This is a genomic window from Marinobacter sp. 1-4A, from assembly GCF_016597725.1.
Lineage (GTDB): Bacteria > Pseudomonadota > Gammaproteobacteria > Pseudomonadales > Oleiphilaceae > Marinobacter.
In genome coordinates this window covers 200,714-220,218 of sequence record NZ_VCGY01000002.1, presented here as the reverse complement: position 1 = coordinate 220,218, position 19,505 = coordinate 200,714, and the positions used below count along the sequence as shown (strand labels likewise).

Here is a 19,505-nt window from a genome sequence, read left to right as displayed (position 1 = left end):
GTTCGGCCGGATTTGACAGCATCGCAAACATTGAGGTGAGTTATGGCATTGTCTGCCAATGAAAAAGCACAGATCGTTAAGGACTACCAGCAAGCTGAAGGTGATACCGGCTCCCCGGAAGTGCAAGTTGCACTGCTGAGCGCCAACATCAACAAGCTGCAGGATCACTTCAAGGCCAACAAGCAGGATCACCATTCCCGCCGTGGTCTTATTCGGATGGTAAACCAGCGTCGTAAGCTGCTGGACTACCTTCGTAAGAAGAATGGCGATCGTTATCTAGAGCTGATCAAGCGTCTGGGTCTGCGTCGCTAAATCTGGTCTTACGACCTGAGGGCTACACCGGTGATTTCGGCTGTAGCCAACAGCCGGTGGGTTCCTTACGGGGCCTGCCGGTTGTGCTTTTCATAACTACCATGAATATATTAGTGAATCTGGGCTTTTCTGTCGTATTGGAAAGCTGAAATTGATAGCAGGTTGTTGAAAGCCCGGGCGTTACGCACTAGCAGCGTATCTGTTATTTGGCCGGGGTTTTACAACAGCCTGTTAGCTTTCAGGCAGAGTGTCTTCAGAATCACGTTACAATCATTCTGAACAGATAACGCAGGAGTTCGTTGTGGATCTGCAACCGCGTAAAAAATCATTTGAGCTGGGCGGCGAAACCGTCACTCTGGAAACGGGCCGTATTGCCCGTCAGGCTACGGGTTCCGTTCTTGTCACTATTGGTGATATTTCGGTTCTAGGCACCGTTGTTGGTGCCAAAGAAGCCAAGCCGGGTCAGCCGTTTTTCCCGCTGACCGTTAACTATTTCGAAAAAACCTATGCCGTGGGCAAAATCCCCGGCGGTTTCTTTAAGCGTGAAGGTCGCCCTTCCGAGAAAGAAACCCTGACATCCCGTTTGATTGACCGTCCGATTCGTCCACTCTTCCCGAATGGCTACATGAACGAGACGCAGGTTATCTGTACGGTTATGTCTTCAAGCAAGCAGCAGGATCCGGATATCGCCGCTATGCTGGCTGCTTCAGCCGCTTTGTCAATTTCCGGAATTCCTTTCGCTGGCCCAATCGGCGCGAGCCGTGTTGGTTACACCAACGAAAGAGGCTACTTCCTTAACCCGAGCTTTGAAGATCTGGAAACCTCCTTGCTAGATATGGTGGTCGCCGGCACTGAAGACGCGGTTCTGATGGTTGAATCCGAAGCTAAAGGCCTGAGCGAAGATCAGATGCTTGGTGGCGTTCTGTACGCGCATCAGGAAATGCAGGCTGCTGTAACAGCTATCAAAGAGTTTGCTGCCGAGCATGGCAAGCCCCGTTGGGACTGGCAGCCAGCTGCTGAAAACACCGAGCTGCTGGATGCGATCAAGGCTGAGTTTGCTGGCGCCATTGGTGAGGCCTATGGCATTCACGACAAGATGGCTCGTTACGAGCGCCTTGGTGAAATCAAAACGGCTGCCGTTGAGAAGCTTGCAGGCGAAGAGGAAGGTCAGCCTTCTGCAGACGATGTTAAAAAGTACTTTGGAAAAGTCGAAAAGACCGTTGTTCGCCAACAGGTAATCGAAGGCAAGCCGCGTATTGATGGCCGTGATAACAAGACGGTTCGTCCGATCGAGATCGAAGTGGGTATCCTGCCAAGTGTGCACGGTTCTGCACTGTTCACCCGTGGTGAAACTCAGGCGATTGTTACCACTACTCTGGGTACCTCCCGCGACGTGCAGACGATCGATGCGCTAGAAGGCGAGCGTAAGGATCCGTTCCTGTTCCATTACAACTTCCCTCCGTATTCCGTAGGTGAAGCTGGCCGTGTTGGTACGCCTGGTCGTCGTGAAGTGGGTCACGGGCGTTTGGCTAAGCGCGGTGTGATGGCTGTTATGCCGACTATGGAAGAGTTCCCGTATGCTATTCGTGCGGTATCCGAGATTACGGAATCCAATGGCTCCAGCTCTATGGCGTCTGTTTGTGGTTCTAGTCTGGCGCTGATGGATGCGGGTGTTCCCTTGAAGGCTCCAGTTGCTGGTATTGCCATGGGTCTGGTTAAGGAAGGCGACAAGTTTGCCATCTTGACTGACATTCTGGGTGACGAGGATCATCTGGGTGATATGGACTTCAAGGTTGCCGGTACTAAAGACGGTATTACTGCTCTGCAGATGGATATTAAGATCCAAGGTATTACTGATGAAATCATGGAGCTTGCGCTTGAGCAGGCTCACGGTGCTCGTCAGCACATCTTGGTTGAGATGAACAAGGTTATCTCCGAGTCGCGCACCGAGCTGTCTCCGCGGGCTCCGAGCATTACGGCGATCAAGATCAACCCTGAGAAGATCCGTGACGTGATCGGTAAGGGCGGTTCTATGATCCGTTCTATCTGTGAAGAGACTGGCGCTTCTATTGATCTGGATGATGACGGTAACGTGAAGATCTATGCAGATAATCAGGAAGCGGCCCAAGCGGCGGTTAACCGGGTTAAGGAGATCACTGCGGAGATCGAGGTTAATGCTATCTACAAGGGGCGCGTTGAGCGCATTGTAGACTTTGGTGCTTTTGTTAACATTCTGCCTGGCAAGGATGGTCTGGTGCATATTTCCCAGATCTCTGATCGCCGGATCGAGAACGTGACTGACGAGTTGAGCGAAGGTCAAGAAGTTCTGGTTAAGGTTTTGGATGTGGACAATCGTGGCCGTGTGAAGCTGTCTATGAAGGAAGTTAAGGAAGGCGAGCAGCCGACTGACTTTTCTGATTGATAGTTAGCAGCTAGTAAAAACCCGCCTTTCTTCTGGATTGGCGGGTTTTTTGGTTTTTAGCCTCTGGTTTTAAGGTGGCTTTTGTCGGGCGGGACTTTTCAAAACACGCTGTGAATACTTCCCTGTACGCTTGGCTACGCCATCCATGGCTTCGCACAGTTTTGAAAAGGCCCGCCCGACAAACGCTCGTACATCTGAGTGGCATGCAGGAAAAAAGGCCAGAAGTCTTGCCGAGACGGGTTAACGAGCCTTTCAACTCTCTTCCAAAAATTCCAGTACCGCATTCTTGTAGGCCGGAATGATGAACGTCGCTGCGTGGCCTGTGTCCGTCTGCAGGAATCGCTTTGGCTCATCGGCGGCTTCGTAGAGGTCTTGGCCGTGGTGGAAGGGGATGATGCCGTCGCGAACGCTGTGGATGACCATAACTGGTACGGGGCTGATGTTGGCTATCTGGTCTACGCCTTCGTATTCGTTCGGGATGGTCCAGCTGAGAGGTATCTGAAACGGCCAAGTTAGCCAGAAGTTGGAGAGTTTTTCTCTGGCTATGCCACGGAAGCCGGAGAAGGTGCCGTCGAGGATGAGGCCGTTGAGTTCCGGGGTTTCGTTGCGTTGTACCCATTCGCTGGCGAGGGTGAGGCCAAGGGCGCCGCCTAGGCTTTGGCCGAGAAGAAAGGTTGGTATGTTATGGGTGTCGGGTCTGGTTGCGAGCCAGCGTAGCCCGATTTCGGAGTCGTGGAGGGCGCCTTCTATGTCGGGTGCGCCGGTGGATTTGCCGTAGCCCCGGTAGTCGATGGTGAAGACGTTGTAGCCCTCTGCGGGGAGCCAGGCGATGTTGAGGAGGTGGCTGCTGATGTTCTGGGCATTTCCATGCAGAAAGTAAACCGTGCCTTTGGGGTTGCCTCGGGCGGGCAGCCACCAGCCGTGCAGGGTTTCTTCATCGGCTGTTTCTAGGAAGATGTTTTCGTAGGTTAGGTTGAGGCGGTCGGGGGTTATGTAGGTGTTCCTGTCCGGAAAGAAGAACAGGCTGCTGCAGCCGCTTTGCAGGAGGGCTGCGGCTGAGAGTAGCAGGGCCAGAAAGGGTGTTTTCATTCGGTCTGATTTTAGAAGTACGCGTGCAATCCGGCTTGCCATGTGCTCTGGTACCTGTCGTAGTGTTCTTCGCGGGTAAATTCGGCGAATAAGCTGAATTCTCGACCGATGTGCCAGTTGCCTTTGGCGTACACCTGATCCTGACGATGTTGGCTGCTGACGATCCAGGCTTTGGTTTTAGCCCCGGCGGTTAGGCTGAAGTCATCGTTTTGGTGGAGTAAACCGATGTCTGCTCCGGGAGCTGCGTCGTAGCCGCGACGTAGGTCATCGTCGATTTCCAAGTCTGCAGTGGCAATGGCGAAGGCTTGTGTTTGCTTGCCTAAACTCCAGCTTCCGCCGGTTCCGCCTTCCAGATAGGGCGTAAGAACCCTTTTGTAGCCGGTGTCAGTGCGTCGACCGCCAAAGCCAACCTGCCATGATAACGGCGAGAAAAATGCGTTTCTGGGGCTTAGGGAGCGAATCTCTACGCCGATGAGTTGTTCGATTTGTAGTTCGTCGTTGTCGGTGTAATAGCGCGCATCCATACGAAGAAATTGCAATTGGGCCCCGCTTCGATACCCAGCGGGTGGGTCGAGGACGTCGTGATAAGCCGGCCGGAAGGTGAGTTGGGTAAACTCGCGGTGAGCAAGTTGCCCGGCGCTTGAGCTTATACGGAATGTATCATGGCCCTGATCATCTCTAACCTCCGGTTCCGCCGGTTGTTCTAACGGGGCAACACCGTCAATTTTGCTGCGCTCACGCAACAGGCTGTGGGAGAGTGGTGCAGCGAATTCTCTTGGCCAATTGTCTGCCTCGCTCTTGTAGCGTACGTAATCGTATGTGGCATCAAGCAAGTGGGCCCGTTCCTGTGGCGGTAAGGCAAGCACCTCGTTGCTGTTTGGCGCCACGTAGCCATTTGCGATGGCGGCAGCCAGAGTTTGATTGGGCTTTGGTAGTGCAGATAGGCTATGGGCTACATTCGTTGCTGCCGAAGGGCGATAGTGCACGTCAGCAACAAGATCTTTGTCGATTACCCAGCGTACGGTATCCGACGGTATGGCATGGGTGCTGACTTCGCCCAGAAGGTCAGTGCCAGGGCGAGCAATGTCGATGAGTGCGAGCAGGCGGTAGGCGCAGTTTTCGTCAAAAAAATAGTAATCAAAATTGCGGTCTCGGATTTCCCAGGCGTGAGCCAGCATGAAGTCGACCTCTTGCTGGTTCAGGTTCAGTTTGTATTCCCAGAGGTCTCGATGCTCGATGTCGGAATAGAGGCGAATTTTTTCGTAATAAGGCTGCACCGTTGTGATGCCGGGATAGCCGCCAAAAATGCCGCGGTACGCGAACATTATCTCGCTGTCGTGGGCGGCGGCATCGGCAGCATAGGAAATCGTATTTGCTAGCAGCAAGTTGGTTTTCTCGTCTTCCTGTGGCGGGTCCAGCCTAAGGAAGGTATGCCCGAACATGGATGAGGGGCTGTTCAGATAGGAAGCAGCAAACACTAGAGTAACGCTTTCTGTGTTTAGAGTGTTCTTCCATTCTTGATAATCCGGGCACTCGATAGCTGCGGCTGGTAAGTCAAGGTGTTTACGAATCCAAACGTCCCGTGCGGGAAAGCGGCAACGGGCGTGGTCTGCGCCTCCGCCGGGTTTTTGTATGGCGTCCAGCGTCGCTTCAAGTTCTGCCTTTGGGGAAGTTTTGCCATTCTCGCTAAGAAAAAACTCGGAATCGTCGGCTTGGCTGGTGTGGCCGTTCCCGAACTTGTCAGGCTGATAGTGAATAAGCGTGAGCCAGGCCGGGTCCAGATGAAGTGGCTCGTCCATGGCTTGAGTTTGTGCCTGCAGAGGTAAACTGATGATGAGCCAAAGCATCATTGGCCCAATGCGAAGCGTGTTGCCCATGGGTAAATGCGAGTTCCGGTCGGGAATGATTAAACGGGGAAAGCGCGCCATCCTTGGCGCTCGGTGCATCCCTGCTGTACAGCTATTAGGCCGCTACGTATTTGCTCAGCGACTCATTCTTTTCCAGCAGAGCGACAATTGCGTCAACTGCTTCACCAGAGGAGGTGTCGGAGCTTGGGAAGATTGCAGCGAAGTTGTCCTGCAGAAGCTGGCGGAAATCGCCGCGGTCTGCCGCTTCAACGCCCAGAAGAACCGCTAGGGTTTCCAGGTTTTCGCCAGTGCCGCGAGACATATCGCGAGCTACTTTATCGATGTTGCTGTCCATGTACATGGCCATCGACTGAACAGACTCATTAGTCTGGCAGCCAAGTGTGCCGGTGGTCATACCGAATGTTTGGTTGCCTAGCGTACCGTTAGTGGTTGCTGCCAATACGTGGGGGGCAATACCTGATTGTCCTTTCCAAATCATCGAGCCAACACCGCAGCCCGGCTGAGCAAAAGCCATGGAAGAAGCACCCAGAAGAATTGCACCTGCGATCAGTTTTTTCATTATCCACTCCTTTGTATATTTACAGTCGTCGCAAAATCCACATAACCAGCCCTGATGCTGATTGTGGGGAACGGCCCTGACGGGCTCCTGTGGAGACAAGCATAAAGACCGTTGCCTTGAGTATAGTGCAGATTTGATTACGGCAAGTCTATACTTCTGTGACTATTTGATTTCGCCAGACTATTTCTTTTTTCGATGGTATTCATGTAAGGCTGTGGTACAAAAAACCGGAGCATGCTCCGGTTTTCAGGTTAAACGAACGCGGGGTTAGCCTCCCAAATACGCATTTTGTACATCAGGATTGGCGAGCAAGTTTTTCCCGGTGTCGTGCAAACGTATTTTGCCGGTTTCCAACACGTAGCCGCGATCTGCAAGGTGTAGTGCCTGATGAGCGTTCTGCTCCACCAGAAACACGGTAATGCCCTCGTCCCGCAGGTGTCCGATAATCTCGAAGATTTGCTGGATGATCAGTGGTGCCAGCCCAAGCGATGGCTCATCTAAGATGATCATGTTGGGGCGGCTCATCAGTGCCCGGCCTATCGCCAGCATCTGTTGTTCGCCACCAGACATGGTGCCCGCACGTTGGTGCTCACGCTCTTTCAGGCGAGGGAACAGCTCGTAAACGTGGGCTTGGCTTTTGCGGATCTCGGTTTTGTTGTTGAAGAACCCCCCCATGTGCAGGTTTTCTTCTACCGTTAGGCCAGAGAATATGCGCCGACCTTCAGGCACTATCGCCAACCCTGAGCGCATGATCTGCGCTGTGGGCTCATTGGTGATGTCCCGACCCTCCAGAAAGATACGGCCCGAGCTGGCCTGAGGCATTCCGCATACAGTCATTAGCAGGGTAGTTTTGCCAGCGCCGTTAGCCCCGATCAGCGAGACTATTTCGCCTTTGTTTACCTCAACAGAGACTCCATGCAGGGCCTCAATCTTGCCGTAATGGGTGTGGACGTCTTCTAGTACAAGCATGCTCATGGTTAGGCCTCGCCCAGATAGGCTTTGATCACATCGTCGTTATGGCGAATTTCTTCCGGAGTGCCACTGGCCAGAGGGCGGCCCTGATTGATCACGTTTATCCGGTCGGAAATGTCCATTACTAGACTCATGTCGTGCTCAATGAGCACCACGGAAACGTTGTAGTCCTCTTTCAAGCTAACTATCAGCTGATTGAGCTCTTTGGTTTCCGCTGGGTTGAGGCCTGCTGCGGGCTCGTCGAGCATTAGCAGCTTAGGCTCGGTGACCATGCAGCGTGCTATTTCTAGCCGCCGTTGCTGGCCGTAGGCCAAGTTGCCTGCATCCCGGTTAGCAAGATCAAGAAGACCGACGCGCTCAAGCCAGTAAGCGGCGCGATCCAAGGCACTTTGCTCGCGCTCTTTGTAGTTGGGGGTTCCTAAAAGCCCCGCAAGCATATTGGTATTGAGGTGGCGGTGCTGGGCAACAAGCAGGTTTTCCACAACGGTCATCTGAGTGAACAGGCGAACGTGCTGGAAGGTTCTCACCATACCCAGCCGGGAAATCTTGTAGTCTGGTATACCCTGAACTTCCTTGCCTTCAAAAATGATTTTGCCGCCAGAAGGCTTGTAAAAACCACTCATGCAGTTGAATACAGTGGTTTTCCCTGCGCCGTTGGGGCCGATAATGGAAACGATTTCCCGTTCTTGAACGTCCAGAGAAACGCCGTCTACCGCCAACAGACCACCAAAGCGCATGGACAGATTTTTTACTTCAAGCATTGTCTGTCACCCCTGCTTATTCAGTGTGATGTGGATACGACGCATGGGTAGCAGACCCTGTGGTCGCCAAACCATCATCAGAACCATGGCAGCGCCGAAGATCAGCATGCGGTATTCGGAAAACTCCCGCGCCAACTCTGGCAAGATGGTGACCGCAATAGCTGCCAATATGACGCCAAGCTGCGACCCCATGCCCCCTAGAACGACAATCGCCAGAATGATGGCGGATTCTAGGAACACAAAGGATTCGGGGCTAATAAAGCCTTGCTTGGAGGCAAACACAGTGCCAGCAAAGCCAGCAAAGAACGCACCGATGGTGAATGCAGAGAGCTTGACGGCCGTGCGGCTGAGGCCGAGAGAGCGAGCTGCGATTTCATCTTCGCGCAGGGCTTCCCAGGCACGGCCTACGGGCATGCGCATAAAGCGCCGGATAATCAATGCAGTGATAACGGCGAGCACCAAAGCAATCAGGTACAAAAAGATAACTTTATGTTCACCGCTGTAGGCAATGCCAAAGGTTTCGTGGAAGGAGGTGTTGCCTTCTTCCTTAATGCGCCGGCCAAACTCCATGCCAAACAACGTCGGCTCCGGAATGCCACCGATGCCGTTAGGGCCACCGGTGAGGGTTGTCCAGTTGTTGAGCAGGATGCGGATAATCTCGCCGAAGCCCAGCGTAACAATCGCTAGATAATCCCCCCTGAGGCGCAAAACCGGGAAGCCCAGAATCATGCCGGTTAGCCCTGCCAGTAACGCACCTATCGGTAATGCCATCCAGAACGAAATGCCGGTGTATTGTGACAACAGGGCGAAGGTGTAAGCACCCACTGCATAGAAGGCGACATAGCCCAGATCGAGCAAGCCGGCGAGGCCGACAACGACGTTGAGGCCGAGCGCGAGCATGATGTAAATCAGAACCAAAGTAGCCAGATCCACTGAGCCCCGCGACACAACAAAGGGCCAGAACAGGGCCAGAACCACAATACCGGTGAGTACCCAGGATTCGAGCTTAACTCGCTTGGACTGCTCCATGGGCTCTCTACCGGCCAAAGGATTGAGCTTTGGCAGTTTGCCCAGTAGGCCCATGAACGAGTCACGGTAAGCCTGAAATACAAAGACCGCCACAGCCGCCAGAATAACGGCAACGATCGTTGAGGTTTTGGCTCCGGTGAGCTCGATATTGACGCCCTTGGCTTCCAAATTGAAGCCAAGGATAGGGAACGAAATAATCAGCGTGACAATGGCGCAAAAAAGCGCATGTCTGTAGTTGTTAGCAGCCATCAGATCTTCTCAACCTCCGGTTTGCCAAGCAGGCCCGTGGGTTTGAACAGCAGAATGAGGATCAGTAAGCCGAAGGACACGACGTCTTTATACTCACCGCTGAGATAACCCGACGTCATGCTTTCGGAGACGCCTAGAATCAAGCCGCCGAGCATGGCGCCAGGGATGCTGCCGATGCCACCGAGCACGGCTGCCGTGAAGGCTTTGAGCCCTGCGATAAAGCCGAACAACGGATCGATTGAGCCGTAATACATACCAAGAAGCAGGCCTGCAACCGCCGCCAATGAGGCCCCGATGATAAAGGTTGCAGAGATAATGCGATTGGTATCAATGCCCAACAGGCTTGCCATGCCGAGATCTTGCGACACTGCCCGGCAGGCGCGGCCCGTGCGGGATCGCGAGATGAATAGCGAAAGCGCAGTCATACAAACCAATGTGGTCACGAAAATCGTGATCTGCATGTATGACAGCGACATTTCGAACGCGCCATCAGCACTAAAGTTGAAACCACCTTCAATTAACGCAGGAAAACCAATGTTGCGGGAGCCCTGTGCCAAATGAACATAGTTCTGTAAGAAGATAGACATGCCGATTGCGGAAATTAGCGGAATCAGGCGGTGCCTGCCACGCACGGGGCGATAGGCAACACGTTCCACGGCCCAGCCCATAGAGCTGGATACGATCATGGCGCACAACAGCGCAACAATCAGAATCAAGGGTAACCAGGCAAGCCCAAGGGCGGTAAGGCCGGTAATAGCGATAAGCGCAGTGTATGCGCCAATCATATAGATCTCACCATGGGCAAAGTTAATCATGCCGATGATGCCGTATACCATCGTATAACCGATGGCGATCAGGGCATAAGCGCTCCCGATCGTAAGCCCATTAATGAGCTGTTGAGAGAAGTATAGGAGGTCTTGCATTATTGTTTGACTCCGGAGGCCTGCCCCCTCCTCTGCAAACGCCAAACACAGGATAACTGTGAAGAACGAGTGACAGACTCAGCAGGGGCCTAGAAAAACACCTTCTCCCGGATCGCGGTGAGAAGGTGCTCTCATGATTACCGTTTATTAACGATTGGCTTAGTTTATCGGAGTTTTGCTGCCATCTGAATGCCATTCGTACACAACAAACTCAAATGACTTCATGTCGCCAGCCTTGTCATATTGCACATTGCCGATAGGCGTTTCAAAGCTGCCGCTGCGAAGGGCTGCAGCAACGTCGAACGGGTCTTTGGAATCCGCGGCCTCAATACCTTGGGCAATCAGCTGGACTGCAGCGTAGGAGGTCAGTACGAACGGGCCGGAAGGGTCTTCGCCTTTGTCTTCGAAGGCTTTAACCAGGCTCTTATTTTCGGCTTTTTGGTCAAAGCTTGGTGGCAAGGTTACCAAAAGGCCTTCTGATGCTTCACCAGCAATGGTGTTGATATCTTTGTTGCCAACACCTTCTGGGCCCATGAACTTCGCATCAAGGTCTGCTTGACGTGCTTGGCGAAGAATTAGCCCTAGCTCTGGGTGATAGCCGCCAAAATACACGTAATCCACATCAGCTTGCTTGAGCTTGGTGACTAGCGAGGAAAAATCCTTGTCGCCAGCAGTAACACCTTCAAACATAGCAATTTCAACGCCTTTGTCTTTTAGCGTGTCGCGCACTGCGGTGGCGATACCTTCGCCGTACTGTTGTTTGTCGTGGACAACTGCAACTCGTTTAGGGTTTTGGCTCGCAATGTAGTTACCAGCCACGGGCCCTTGCATGCTATCTAGGCCAATGGTGCGGAAGACCAGCTCATAACCGCGCTCTGTGATTTCAGGGCTGGTCGATGCAGGCGTAACCATCAGAATGCCTTCGTCCTCATAAATATCGGACGCGGGCTGGGTAGAGCTTGAGCAAAGATGGCCTATAACATACTGAACGCCATCGTTTACCAGTCGGTTTGCCACAGTAACCGCTTGCTTGGGATCGCACACGTCGTCGTATTCGACTGCGACGAGCTTCTCGCCCATCACGCCGCCATTGGCGTTGATCTGCTGGATAGCCATGCGCGCACCGGAGAACTGCATGTCACCATATTGGGCAACGGGGCCAGTCATTGGGCCTGCAATACCGATCTGGATATCCGCTGCGGCGTGGCCGACACCCATAAGGGCGACAGAGGTGCTGATGGCGGTTACGATTTTTTTCAGTGAAGTTGTCATTGAGTCTGTCCTGTTAGGTTCAGGGTTATTCTTATGTTCTCAGAAAGCTAAACAAACACTACACATCCAGCCTTGTCAAGCTAGCCCGAGGTTTCTTTGATCATTTAACATTGTCGACACAATCGTCGCAGATGTCGGGATGATCTATGGGGGTTAGTGTGCGGAAGCTTTTGTTGGCGTGCAACTGTTCAAGAGCCTGAACGAAAAAATGTAACCTGAGTGATTCGCTACTAGGGAATACCGCTATTCGCATCTGCTTGCATTCGCGGGTGCGAAGACCTCTAATAGTTAGAGGTGTAAATACGGGGCGGTGACCCCATTGGAGTAGTCGTACAGTGAACAATTATGAGCATGTTCTGGTAGCACTTCGTCGCGTTATCCGGGCAACAGATCTTCATTCCAAGCGTCTTAGCAAAAATGCCGGACTTACCGGTCCGCAGCTTTTGATTATGCGAACAATTCGGGAGTTGGGCGAAGTTACTATCGGCACCATCGCTGACAAAGTAAGTTTAAGTCAGGCCACTGTGACCACTATTCTCGATCGTCTTGAGCACCGGCAGCTGGTTTATCGTGTTCGCAGCACGCAAGACAAGCGCAAGGTTCATGCGCACTTAACCGAGAGCGGTGCAGACATTCTTTCCCGTGCGCCGAACCCCCTACAAGAAGACTTTATCAAGAAGTTCCAAAGCCTTCATGAATGGGAGCAGAACATGATTCTGGCCTCGCTTCAGCGTGTCGCCAATATGATGGACGCTGACGATATTGATGCCTCACCCGTTTTGGATGTAGGGCCGGTTTTGAAGGACGACGGCTGGAAAGAAAAGGCCTGAGCCTTTTCTTTCCTCCGTTTTAGTGCACAGACGATCCAGTTTTGGGTTTGTTGCCGAAGCACACCTGAAACACATCGTTATAGTGCCGGGCGAAGTTAACTGTAAGGCCCTCTTTGAGATAATCTGGCAGCTCTTCATAGTCCCCGCGGTTTGCTTCCGGAAGAATTAGGTTGCTGATTTTTTGCCGACGGGCTGCTATGACCTTTTCCCGTATGCCTCCCACTGGTAGCACCTGCCCTGTAAGGGTTAGCTCTCCGGTCATCGCGGTATTCTGCTGAGGCGCCTCTCGACGAGCAATTGAGAGCAGTGCCGTTGCCATGGTAACGCCAGCGCTAGGGCCGTCTTTTGGAGTGGCGCCTTCTGGCACATGGAGGTGCACAAACGACTTGTCGAAAAATCCGGGGTCGCCCTTGAACCGTTTCAGGTTTGAGGAAACGTAGCTGTGCGCAATCTCTGCCGACTCTTTCATCACATCGCCAAGCTGGCCGGTTAACTTGAAGCCGCGCTGGCTTGAATGGATGCGTGAGGCCTCTATACTCAGGGTTGCGCCGCCCATGGAGGTCCATGCAAGTCCGGTTACTACCCCCACGCCTTTGAGAGACTTCTCTTTGCGGAATGCTGGTTGGCCCAGATATTCCTGCAAGTCAGATACGCCCACTTTTACTGGCTCGTCTGGGGATTCCAGCAGTTTTACAATGCCTTTGCGCATGACCTTGTGAAGCATCTTTTCCAGATTTCGCACGCCCGCTTCCCGAGCATAGCCTTCGATAATCTGGCGAATAGCGGCATCGGTAATATTGAACTGCTTTTTAAGTAGCCCGGCTCGTTTCAATAGGCGTGGCAATAGATGGTGCTTTGCAATGGCCAGCTTTTCCTCGCCGATATAACCCGATAGGCGGATGACGTCCATCCGATCAAGTAGGGGGCGGGGAATGGTGTCGAGTTGGTTGGCCGTGCAAATGAACAACACCTTGGACAAATCCATGCGCACGTCAAGGTAGTGATCCAGAAACTCTTTGTTCTGCTCCGGGTCTAGAGTTTCGAGAAGTGCTGAGGCTGGATCGCCCTGATAGGAGGCGCCGATCTTGTCGATTTCATCCAGCATGATCACTGGGTTTGCCACCTTGGTATCTTTAAGGGCTTGCACGAACTTGCCCGGCATGGCGCCAATATAAGTGCGCCTGTGGCCTTTTATTTCTGCCTCATCGCGCATGCCGCCAACGCTAAAGCGATAGAACTTCCGCCCTAGTGCGTCCGCAACTGAGTGGCCAATAGACGTTTTACCCACGCCCGGCGGGCCTACCAGCAGTAAGATCGAGCCGCTGACTTCGCCTTTAAAAGTACCTTCGGCGAGAAACTCAATAATGCGGTCTTTAACATCATCAAGGCCATCGTGGTCACGGTTCAGAATGTTGCGGGCTTTTGCCAGATCAAACTGGTCCTCTGAATGCTGACCCCAGGGCACCTGTGTTAGCCAATCCAAATAATTGCGAGTGACGCCGTATTCAGGTGAACCCTGCTCCAGAATCTGTAATTTCTGTAGCTCGTCTTCAAAGCGTTCCTGCACGGCCTCGGGCGGGCTGAGCTCCGCCATGCGCGCTTCAAAACGCTCGGCATCCGCCGTTTTATCGTCTTTCGACATACCCAGCTCGCGCTGGATAACTTTCAGTTGTTCTTTCAGGAAGAAGTCACGCTGATGCTTCTGTACCTTCTCATTCACTTCTTCGCTGATCTCGGATTGCAGTCGCGCAACCTCGAGTTCTTTGCGCATCAACAGCAGCACCTTTTCCATACGGCGGAGCAGGGGCACCGTGTCCAGAACACCTTGCAGCTCCTGGCCGGGGGCGCTGGTCATGGACGCGCCGAAATCCGTCAGCGGGGAGCTATCTTCGGGGCCGAAACGTGAAAGGTACTGCTTTACCTCCTCGCCATATAGAGGGTTGGTGCGCAACAGCTCTTTTATGGCGCTGATGATAGCGAGTGTGTACGCCTTGGTTTCATCCGCGTCTTCTTCGGGCTCCTGCGGGTACTCCACCTCGACCAAATAGGGTGGCCTCCGGCGTAGCCATTGCACAATGCGGAAACGTTGCAGGCCTTGGGCTATAAACTGGACATTGCCGTCTTTATTCTGGGCATGGTGCACCCGCACGGCACAGCCTACAGTTGCCAGCTCATCGCTCTCGGGTATGCTCTGGCCGGGCTCATGGCCATCGACAAAACAGATGCCGAGCATCTTGTGGCCAGTCTCACCAACGCGCTTGAGCGTTTCCTGCCATGGGTTCTGGTTGACCACAACAGGCTGCACCTGTGCCGGGAAGAATGGCCGGTTTGAAACGGGCAACACGTACATTTGCTTGGGTCGAGCCTGCTCCGGTAGAGCCAGCTCTTTGCTGTGTTCGTTTTTGCCAATGTACTCGGTGATGTCTTCCTCGAACTCTTCCAGCGAGTCTTTGCCGTTGTCGTGATTCATGCCGTATCTGTTTCCTGATAGGAGGTGTGTCTCATCCCTACCTAGAGTCTAAAGTTGTATTTTCAAGCGTGAGGAGCATTAAAGCCCTGAAGAGCCACTCTTGAATTTCAGAGCTGGGACCCCATCTACGCTTCAACCCATTACGAACATTTCAGGTGCCCAACATGAGCAGCTCTCCCCATATTTTCGAAGCCACCATGGAAAACTTCCAGCAGGAGGTGATGGATGCCTCGTCGTCCGCGCCCGTGCTTGTCGACGTGTGGGCAGAATGGTGCGCGCCCTGCAAACAGCTTATGCCTTTACTGGAAAAACTGGCGAACGAGTATCAGGGTGCGTTTCGCCTTGCGAAAGTCAATGCGGATGAGCAGGAGCAGCTTACTGCCAGTCTAGGCGTGCGTAGCTTGCCAACCGTTATTTTGGTGAAGGATGGCCAAGCGGTAGATGGCTTTAACGGCGCCTTGCCTGAGAGCGAAATCCGCAAAGTGCTGGAGAAGCATGTGCAGCTACCGGAGGAAGACCCATACGAAAAAGCACACCGCATTTGGGATGAGGGTGATATCGACGGTGCGCTGGAAATTCTTTCGGACATGAACCAGAAAGACCCCGAGAACCTGAAAGTGCTGATTGATCTTGCCCAGTTGAAGGCTGAAAATGGCGATATCGAAACCGCGGAGCAGGTGCTCGAGAGCCTGCCGCCGGAGGAAAAGCTGCAACATCAGGCGAAACAGCTGGCCGCCAGAATCAAGTTCCTGAAACAGTCCGCAGAGCTCCCTCCCGTGAAGGATTTAGAAATGGCTCTGGAGCAGGACCCGAAGGACCCTAACGCTTTGCACCTATTGGCGCTTCACAACGTTTTGCAGGAAAAAAACGCGGAAGCGATGGCGTTGCTGATTCGACTTATGCAAGTCGATAGCAAATACAAAGACGAAGTCGCGAAAACCACTTTTGTAGAGTTGTTTGAGAAGCTGGGTAATAACAACCCGGATGTGCGTACCTATCGGCGCAAGCTTTATACGCTGATGCATTGATTGGGGCGGATTCTTGTGAGTGTTCCGCCCTCTTACGGGGCGCTCATGAAGAAGAGGGCTTGTTGGATGCTTTAGGTTTCTATTCCAAGCCCTTCTGGTGAGTTGCCAGACTCTGTTTGTGCATGCCCTGAGAAATAAACGTTTCGGCGTTAGACCTGAATGTGCTGCATAACGCGCCAGAGTATTGACGCTCTGGGTGCTCTGATAGCTCATCGAACACTACGACCATTGCTGATGGCATGGCTTCGTTGCTCCAGTTGGACGATTTGATGGTTTCTAGAAGTCTCCCAGAGATTGTTTGATATGTTTCGGCTTTGTCGCTGGCGCCATGCGAGGCCGCAAAATTTGAGCAAAGTGATAAGCCGATGAAGGTTCTTGCTACTGGAAGTATTCGCCGATCAAATTCAAGGTGCTCATTTCCAAATGAGCATGGGGGAGTTAGCGCAGCTACACTGGCCAAGACAAGCGATGATGGTTTTAAGCGGTGGTTTCTATATCTCATTATGAGTTTCCGGTGCTGTAACATCTGGCCGTTTGGCCACTCGAAGCGCTACCAGATAACCCGCATGAAGAGCGGGTGTGAATATAAGCCACAAGCAAAGTGTTAACAAATAGCTTAGCTCAGCGTGAAAATATTGAGCAATCATCGTGGCACTGATAGATAACAAAAAGGCATTAGCCCCAACGCAACGCGCCCAGTAAAATCGAGTTTTCGGAAGCTCTCTGGTGGCCAGTCCAAGCAAAAGGCTGTAGTACACAAAGACGCCAGAAAGCCCTGTCGCAATCATAATAATCAACATGCTAGAGCTCGCTATAAGCTAGCAGCCCTCGAGCGGCAAGCTCTTTCTTTGCCGTGGCAGATTCATTTTTGGCCATAATGTTGAGGCCAGAAATAACAATAATTGCTGGAACGCTGAGAGCTCCTAGAGTTCCCGAAAGTTGACTACCTACACCGAGTTTTCTGGCAACGACTTTAATAAGTTCACTCTCTTTAAGGGCTTGTAGTTGGGCGCTCACATATGCTCTTGGCCCCTTTTGCGACATCAAAAATATTCCAGTAGCAACGGATCCAACCGTAAAGTCAGGAAGAGCTAGAGGGTTAAATTGATTAGTTGTTTTTTCTTTATTGCGAGAGAATCTGAAAAACTCAATTAGCTCTTCATCTGACAGTGACCACATGTACCAGCGGTTCTGCACGCTGAGTTCGCCTATCAACCCCATAAGTTTCGTTGTGAGGCTGCCGTACGGAACGTTGTTAATGATTGCACTGTTCACCTGTCGGCGTTCCGTTGAAGGAAGGTGGCGGTAGAGTGCTATGCCGTTGAGGATGGGGGCGTACACTTCAGGATTTTTGGCTATCTGAGACTGAAATGCTCCCAAGCCCATAAGATCCGCCAAAGCGACCAGGGGCGCACTTCTGAAATCGGCGGTAACATATCTTTCTGCAGCAACAATATTACTCATCAAACACTCCTTGTTTAATTTAAAATCTTTTCATCCTTGTTTCCGTCGATAATCGTCGCTAAACCAGCTTTACCTGTCAACCCTGCGCCACCAAAACTGTTCTTTCCCAGAAAAAATGTCGTCTTTTTAATCCCAACTTGTCTAGGAGGTGGCGCAAGGTCTGGTTTCATCTATTCGGTTGTAGCGGAATCCTTGGGGCTGCTGACATGATCAGGGTCAGCCATTGCCCTTTTTCATTTCTTCAAACTCATCCTCAAAGAAGAATTTCTCCTCTCCGAAGGCGGGCTCTAGTTCATGCAGCCAAGTGGCTGTTTCGCTGTATTTGGCGAAGAACGGGCGTTGTACCCAGTCTGGGTTTCGGCCTTGCAAAAAGCGCAGCACGAAAACCTTTTCGCCATTCACTTCCGTAATGCCCTGAACTTCTACCTTGCCGGGGCCGGCGCTCATGCTGGGGCCGCGAGCGGTGCGGGCCAGGCCGCTGACTTTTTTCATGGCTTCGCGGTAAATGGTAAAGGCTTCTGCCAAGGGTACTTCAAAGTAGTTCTTGGCGCCGGTGTCCCGCTCTACAAACATGTAGTAGGGGATGATGCCGAGCTGAACTTCCTTCTTCCATAGTTTGGCCCAGGCGTCGGCATCGTCGTTCACGTGTTTGATCAGTGGGCCTTGTGCGCGGATTTCGGCGCCGGTTGACCGGATGCGTCGGATGGCTTCTTCGGCAATATCGGTAGTGATTTCTTGCCAGTGGTTGTAGTGGGCCATGATCGCAATGTGTTTGCCTGCATCCACAAGCTTGGCGAACAGATCAATCAGTTCATCGGCATCTTTGTCGGTTACAAAGCGGTATGGCCAGAAGGTGAGGGCCTTGGTGCCTATGCGGATGGTTTGAATGTGGTCGAACTCTGGCTGCAATAAGGGTTCGAGATACTGAGCCAAGCTCTTGGTTTTCATTACCATGGGGTCGCCACCGGTCACCAGTAAGTCGGTTACTTCGGTGTGTTCCTGCAGGTAGCCATGTAGTTTGTCTGCTTCGGTGCTCGACATTTTTAAGTCTTTGTCGCCGACAAACTGCGCCCAGCGGAAGCAAAAAGTGCAATAAGAGTGACAGGTTTGCCCTTGTGCCGGGAAGAACAATACCGTCTCGCGGTATTTATGCTGCACGCCATCCAGCACTTCACCTTCAAGCTTCGGCATGTTCATTTCCATCTGGCCAGCCGGATGGGGATTCAGTTCATCGCGGATTTCTTTGGCGACGGCTTGAATCTCCTTTTTCTCGGCACCGTCCCGATGCATTTGGGCCATGCGCTCAAAGTGTTCGTCCTTGAGCATGCCTTTTTGCGGAAAAACCAACTGATAGATGGGGTCGTTGGGCACTTTGTCCCAGTTGATCAGTTCGTTGATCACATACTCGTTCACTCGAAAGGGCAGCACGCTGGCCACTACCTTCATTTCAAACAGAGTCTCTTCGGGGAGGTTCTGAATGATCTCGATTTTGTCTAGCTGGCGGTCTGTATAAACCTTGAAGCGTCGTTCCTCGAATTCGGTGGTGGGAATCCGGTTGGGAAAGGTGACGATAGAGTTCATGGTTCGCCCTCTGTAGTTGAAAGACTGAAATGGCAGGAGGGTGTTATTAACGCCGCTCCGATGGTCAAAAAATGGGCAGGCGAGTATACATAAATAATTGTTTAGTTTCAGGTCTAATTAAAAAAGAGCGACAGAAAGCGAAGGAGATATTCTGTAATTTTGGTAAGTGATTGAAAAGTTGAATCAATTTGGTTTTTTGTCCTGTGGTGTTTTGAAGAGGGATCGTTTAGCGCGGTAACAAAAAGCGATTTTTTTGTGACTAAGACGTTGGTCGGAGTCTAGTTGTTTGGTGTTCTGAAAAAAGGCACTATTGCGTAACTAATCGTAAATATTTTTGTGTTTTACTAGGTTGCTTCACATTTTGATCCGTTTTTCTCGTCGATATGTAGTAAAAATCCTACGAGTTTTTGTTCTGAGCATAAGAGGTTTGACGGAGCTGAGGCGGCAAGCTGGCTGCACCATGGCGGCAGGCAGTAAAAGTGCAAAAGCTGTTCTATGCTTGGTGAATAAGGTTTGGTTAATACAGCGTTGTGAACAAGTGAAGGTGTCTTTGGCTAGCCGGCTGTAGGTAAGGCTGCCCACATTAAAGAAGCTGTCGTTGTCGCAGCTTTATGTTTACCGCATGCGCAGATGCCAAGATCGGTACCTGCTGCATTTTTGGATGCGAAGGGGGAGG

The 19,505-nt window shown here is 52.1% G+C and carries 16 protein-coding genes; 4 read left to right on the top strand and 12 right to left on the bottom strand.

The window, feature by feature from the left end:
• Positions 1–42: 42 nt before the first annotated feature.
• The gene (gene rpsO, locus FE845_RS04715; protein WP_200362048.1) at positions 43–312 is read left to right on the top strand and encodes a 30S ribosomal protein S15; all 270 of its coding nucleotides are present in this window, start codon (positions 43–45) and stop codon (positions 310–312) included.
• Between the two features lie 307 nt (positions 313–619).
• Positions 620–2,734, top strand: a complete 2,115-nt coding sequence (gene pnp, locus FE845_RS04710) for a polyribonucleotide nucleotidyltransferase (RefSeq protein WP_227714139.1) — start codon at positions 620–622, stop codon at positions 2,732–2,734.
• 252 nt (positions 2,735–2,986) lie between these two features.
• On the opposite strand, the gene FE845_RS04705 is transcribed toward pnp, so the two are convergent.
• The 8 genes from FE845_RS04705 to FE845_RS04670 all read right to left on the bottom strand — a co-directional run bounded on the left by FE845_RS04705 (position 2,987) and on the right by FE845_RS04670 (position 11,456).
• A complete protein-coding gene (locus tag FE845_RS04705; protein WP_200362046.1) occupies positions 2,987–3,865 on the bottom strand; it encodes an alpha/beta hydrolase in 879 nt (292 codons plus the stop codon).
• On the bottom strand, positions 3,835–5,700 hold the full coding sequence (locus FE845_RS04700; RefSeq protein ID WP_200362045.1) for a DUF4105 domain-containing protein: 1,866 nt from the start codon (positions 5,698–5,700) through the stop codon (positions 3,835–3,837). Before FE845_RS04700 ends, FE845_RS04705 begins: the two co-directional genes overlap by 31 nt.
• 85 nt (positions 5,701–5,785) lie before the next feature.
• Entirely contained in the window at positions 5,786–6,250 is a 465-nt protein-coding gene (locus FE845_RS04695; RefSeq protein WP_200362044.1) for a DUF3015 domain-containing protein, read from the bottom strand.
• Between the two features lie 267 nt (positions 6,251–6,517).
• Positions 6,518–7,219 carry an ABC transporter ATP-binding protein gene (locus FE845_RS04690; RefSeq protein ID WP_200362795.1) on the bottom strand — a complete coding sequence of 234 codons (702 nt, stop codon included), beginning with the start codon at positions 7,217–7,219 and terminating at the stop codon, positions 6,518–6,520.
• Between the two features lie 8 nt (positions 7,220–7,227).
• A complete protein-coding gene (livG, locus tag FE845_RS04685) occupies positions 7,228–7,983 on the bottom strand; it encodes a high-affinity branched-chain amino acid ABC transporter ATP-binding protein LivG (protein WP_200362043.1) in 756 nt (251 codons plus the stop codon).
• Between the two features lie 6 nt (positions 7,984–7,989).
• Positions 7,990–9,261 (bottom strand): high-affinity branched-chain amino acid ABC transporter permease LivM, encoded by a 1,272-nt coding sequence (gene livM, locus FE845_RS04680; protein ID WP_200362042.1) that lies wholly within the window; start codon positions 9,259–9,261, stop codon positions 7,990–7,992.
• Positions 9,261–10,184, bottom strand: a complete 924-nt coding sequence (livH, locus tag FE845_RS04675) for a high-affinity branched-chain amino acid ABC transporter permease LivH (protein WP_200362041.1) — start codon at positions 10,182–10,184, stop codon at positions 9,261–9,263. The genes livM and livH overlap by 1 nt, the downstream gene beginning before the upstream one ends.
• A 159-nt stretch (positions 10,185–10,343) precedes the next feature.
• Complete coding sequence (locus FE845_RS04670) at positions 10,344–11,456, bottom strand: branched-chain amino acid ABC transporter substrate-binding protein (protein ID WP_200362040.1); 1,113 nt, start codon at positions 11,454–11,456, stop codon at positions 10,344–10,346.
• 335 nt (positions 11,457–11,791) lie between these two features.
• Here FE845_RS04670 and FE845_RS04665 point away from each other — a divergent pair, with 335 nt between their 5' ends.
• Positions 11,792–12,286, top strand: a complete 495-nt coding sequence (locus FE845_RS04665) for a MarR family winged helix-turn-helix transcriptional regulator (RefSeq protein ID WP_200362039.1) — start codon at positions 11,792–11,794, stop codon at positions 12,284–12,286.
• A gap of 19 nt (positions 12,287–12,305) precedes the next feature.
• Here FE845_RS04665 and lon read toward each other — a convergent pair whose 3' ends face one another.
• Positions 12,306–14,756 (bottom strand): endopeptidase La, encoded by a 2,451-nt coding sequence (gene lon / locus FE845_RS04660; protein ID WP_200362038.1) that lies wholly within the window; start codon positions 14,754–14,756, stop codon positions 12,306–12,308.
• Positions 14,757–14,920: 164 nt separating this feature from the next.
• Between lon and trxA the strand changes: the two genes are divergently transcribed.
• On the top strand, positions 14,921–15,784 hold the full coding sequence (gene trxA, locus FE845_RS04655; RefSeq protein WP_200362037.1) for a thioredoxin: 864 nt from the start codon (positions 14,921–14,923) through the stop codon (positions 15,782–15,784).
• A gap of 79 nt (positions 15,785–15,863) precedes the next feature.
• Here the strand turns inward: trxA and FE845_RS04650 are convergent, their stop codons facing one another.
• From FE845_RS04650 to FE845_RS04640, 3 genes are all read right to left on the bottom strand, one after another.
• A complete protein-coding gene (locus FE845_RS04650; RefSeq protein ID WP_200362036.1) occupies positions 15,864–16,025 on the bottom strand; it encodes a hypothetical protein in 162 nt (53 codons plus the stop codon).
• A gap of 560 nt (positions 16,026–16,585) precedes the next feature.
• The gene (locus tag FE845_RS04645; protein WP_200362035.1) at positions 16,586–17,248 is read right to left on the bottom strand and encodes a hypothetical protein; all 663 of its coding nucleotides are present in this window, start codon (positions 17,246–17,248) and stop codon (positions 16,586–16,588) included.
• Positions 17,249–17,464: 216 nt separating this feature from the next.
• Positions 17,465–18,829 (bottom strand): KamA family radical SAM protein, encoded by a 1,365-nt coding sequence (locus FE845_RS04640; RefSeq protein ID WP_200362034.1) that lies wholly within the window; start codon positions 18,827–18,829, stop codon positions 17,465–17,467.
• Positions 18,830–19,505 lie beyond the last annotated feature (676 nt).

Excerpts from the sequence above, each read along its gene's own strand:
- livH (WP_200362041.1), bottom strand. The coding sequence starts at position 10,184 with ATGCAAGACCTCCTATACTTCTCTCAACAGCTCATTAATGGGCTTACG.
- lon (WP_200362038.1), bottom strand. The coding sequence starts at position 14,756 with ATGAATCACGACAACGGCAAAGACTCGCTGGAAGAGTTCGAGGAAGAC.
- trxA (WP_200362037.1), top strand. The coding sequence starts at position 14,921 with ATGAGCAGCTCTCCCCATATTTTCGAAGCCACCATGGAAAACTTCCAG.
- FE845_RS04650 (WP_200362036.1), bottom strand. The coding sequence starts at position 16,025 with ATGCCATCAGCAATGGTCGTAGTGTTCGATGAGCTATCAGAGCACCCA.
- FE845_RS04645 (WP_200362035.1), bottom strand. The coding sequence starts at position 17,248 with ATGAGTAATATTGTTGCTGCAGAAAGATATGTTACCGCCGATTTCAGA.
- FE845_RS04705 (WP_200362046.1), bottom strand. The coding sequence starts at position 3,865 with ATGGCAAGCCGGATTGCACGCGTACTTCTAAAATCAGACCGAATGAAA.
- FE845_RS04640 (WP_200362034.1), bottom strand. The coding sequence starts at position 18,829 with ATGAACTCTATCGTCACCTTTCCCAACCGGATTCCCACCACCGAATTC.
- FE845_RS04670 (WP_200362040.1), bottom strand. The coding sequence starts at position 11,456 with ATGACAACTTCACTGAAAAAAATCGTAACCGCCATCAGCACCTCTGTC.
- rpsO (WP_200362048.1), top strand. The coding sequence starts at position 43 with ATGGCATTGTCTGCCAATGAAAAAGCACAGATCGTTAAGGACTACCAG.
- FE845_RS04695 (WP_200362044.1), bottom strand. The coding sequence starts at position 6,250 with ATGAAAAAACTGATCGCAGGTGCAATTCTTCTGGGTGCTTCTTCCATG.
- FE845_RS04690 (WP_200362795.1), bottom strand. The coding sequence starts at position 7,219 with ATGCTTGTACTAGAAGACGTCCACACCCATTACGGCAAGATTGAGGCC.
- livM (WP_200362042.1), bottom strand. The coding sequence starts at position 9,261 with ATGGCTGCTAACAACTACAGACATGCGCTTTTTTGCGCCATTGTCACG.
- livG (WP_200362043.1), bottom strand. The coding sequence starts at position 7,983 with ATGCTTGAAGTAAAAAATCTGTCCATGCGCTTTGGTGGTCTGTTGGCG.
- FE845_RS04700 (WP_200362045.1), bottom strand. The coding sequence starts at position 5,700 with ATGGGCAACACGCTTCGCATTGGGCCAATGATGCTTTGGCTCATCATC.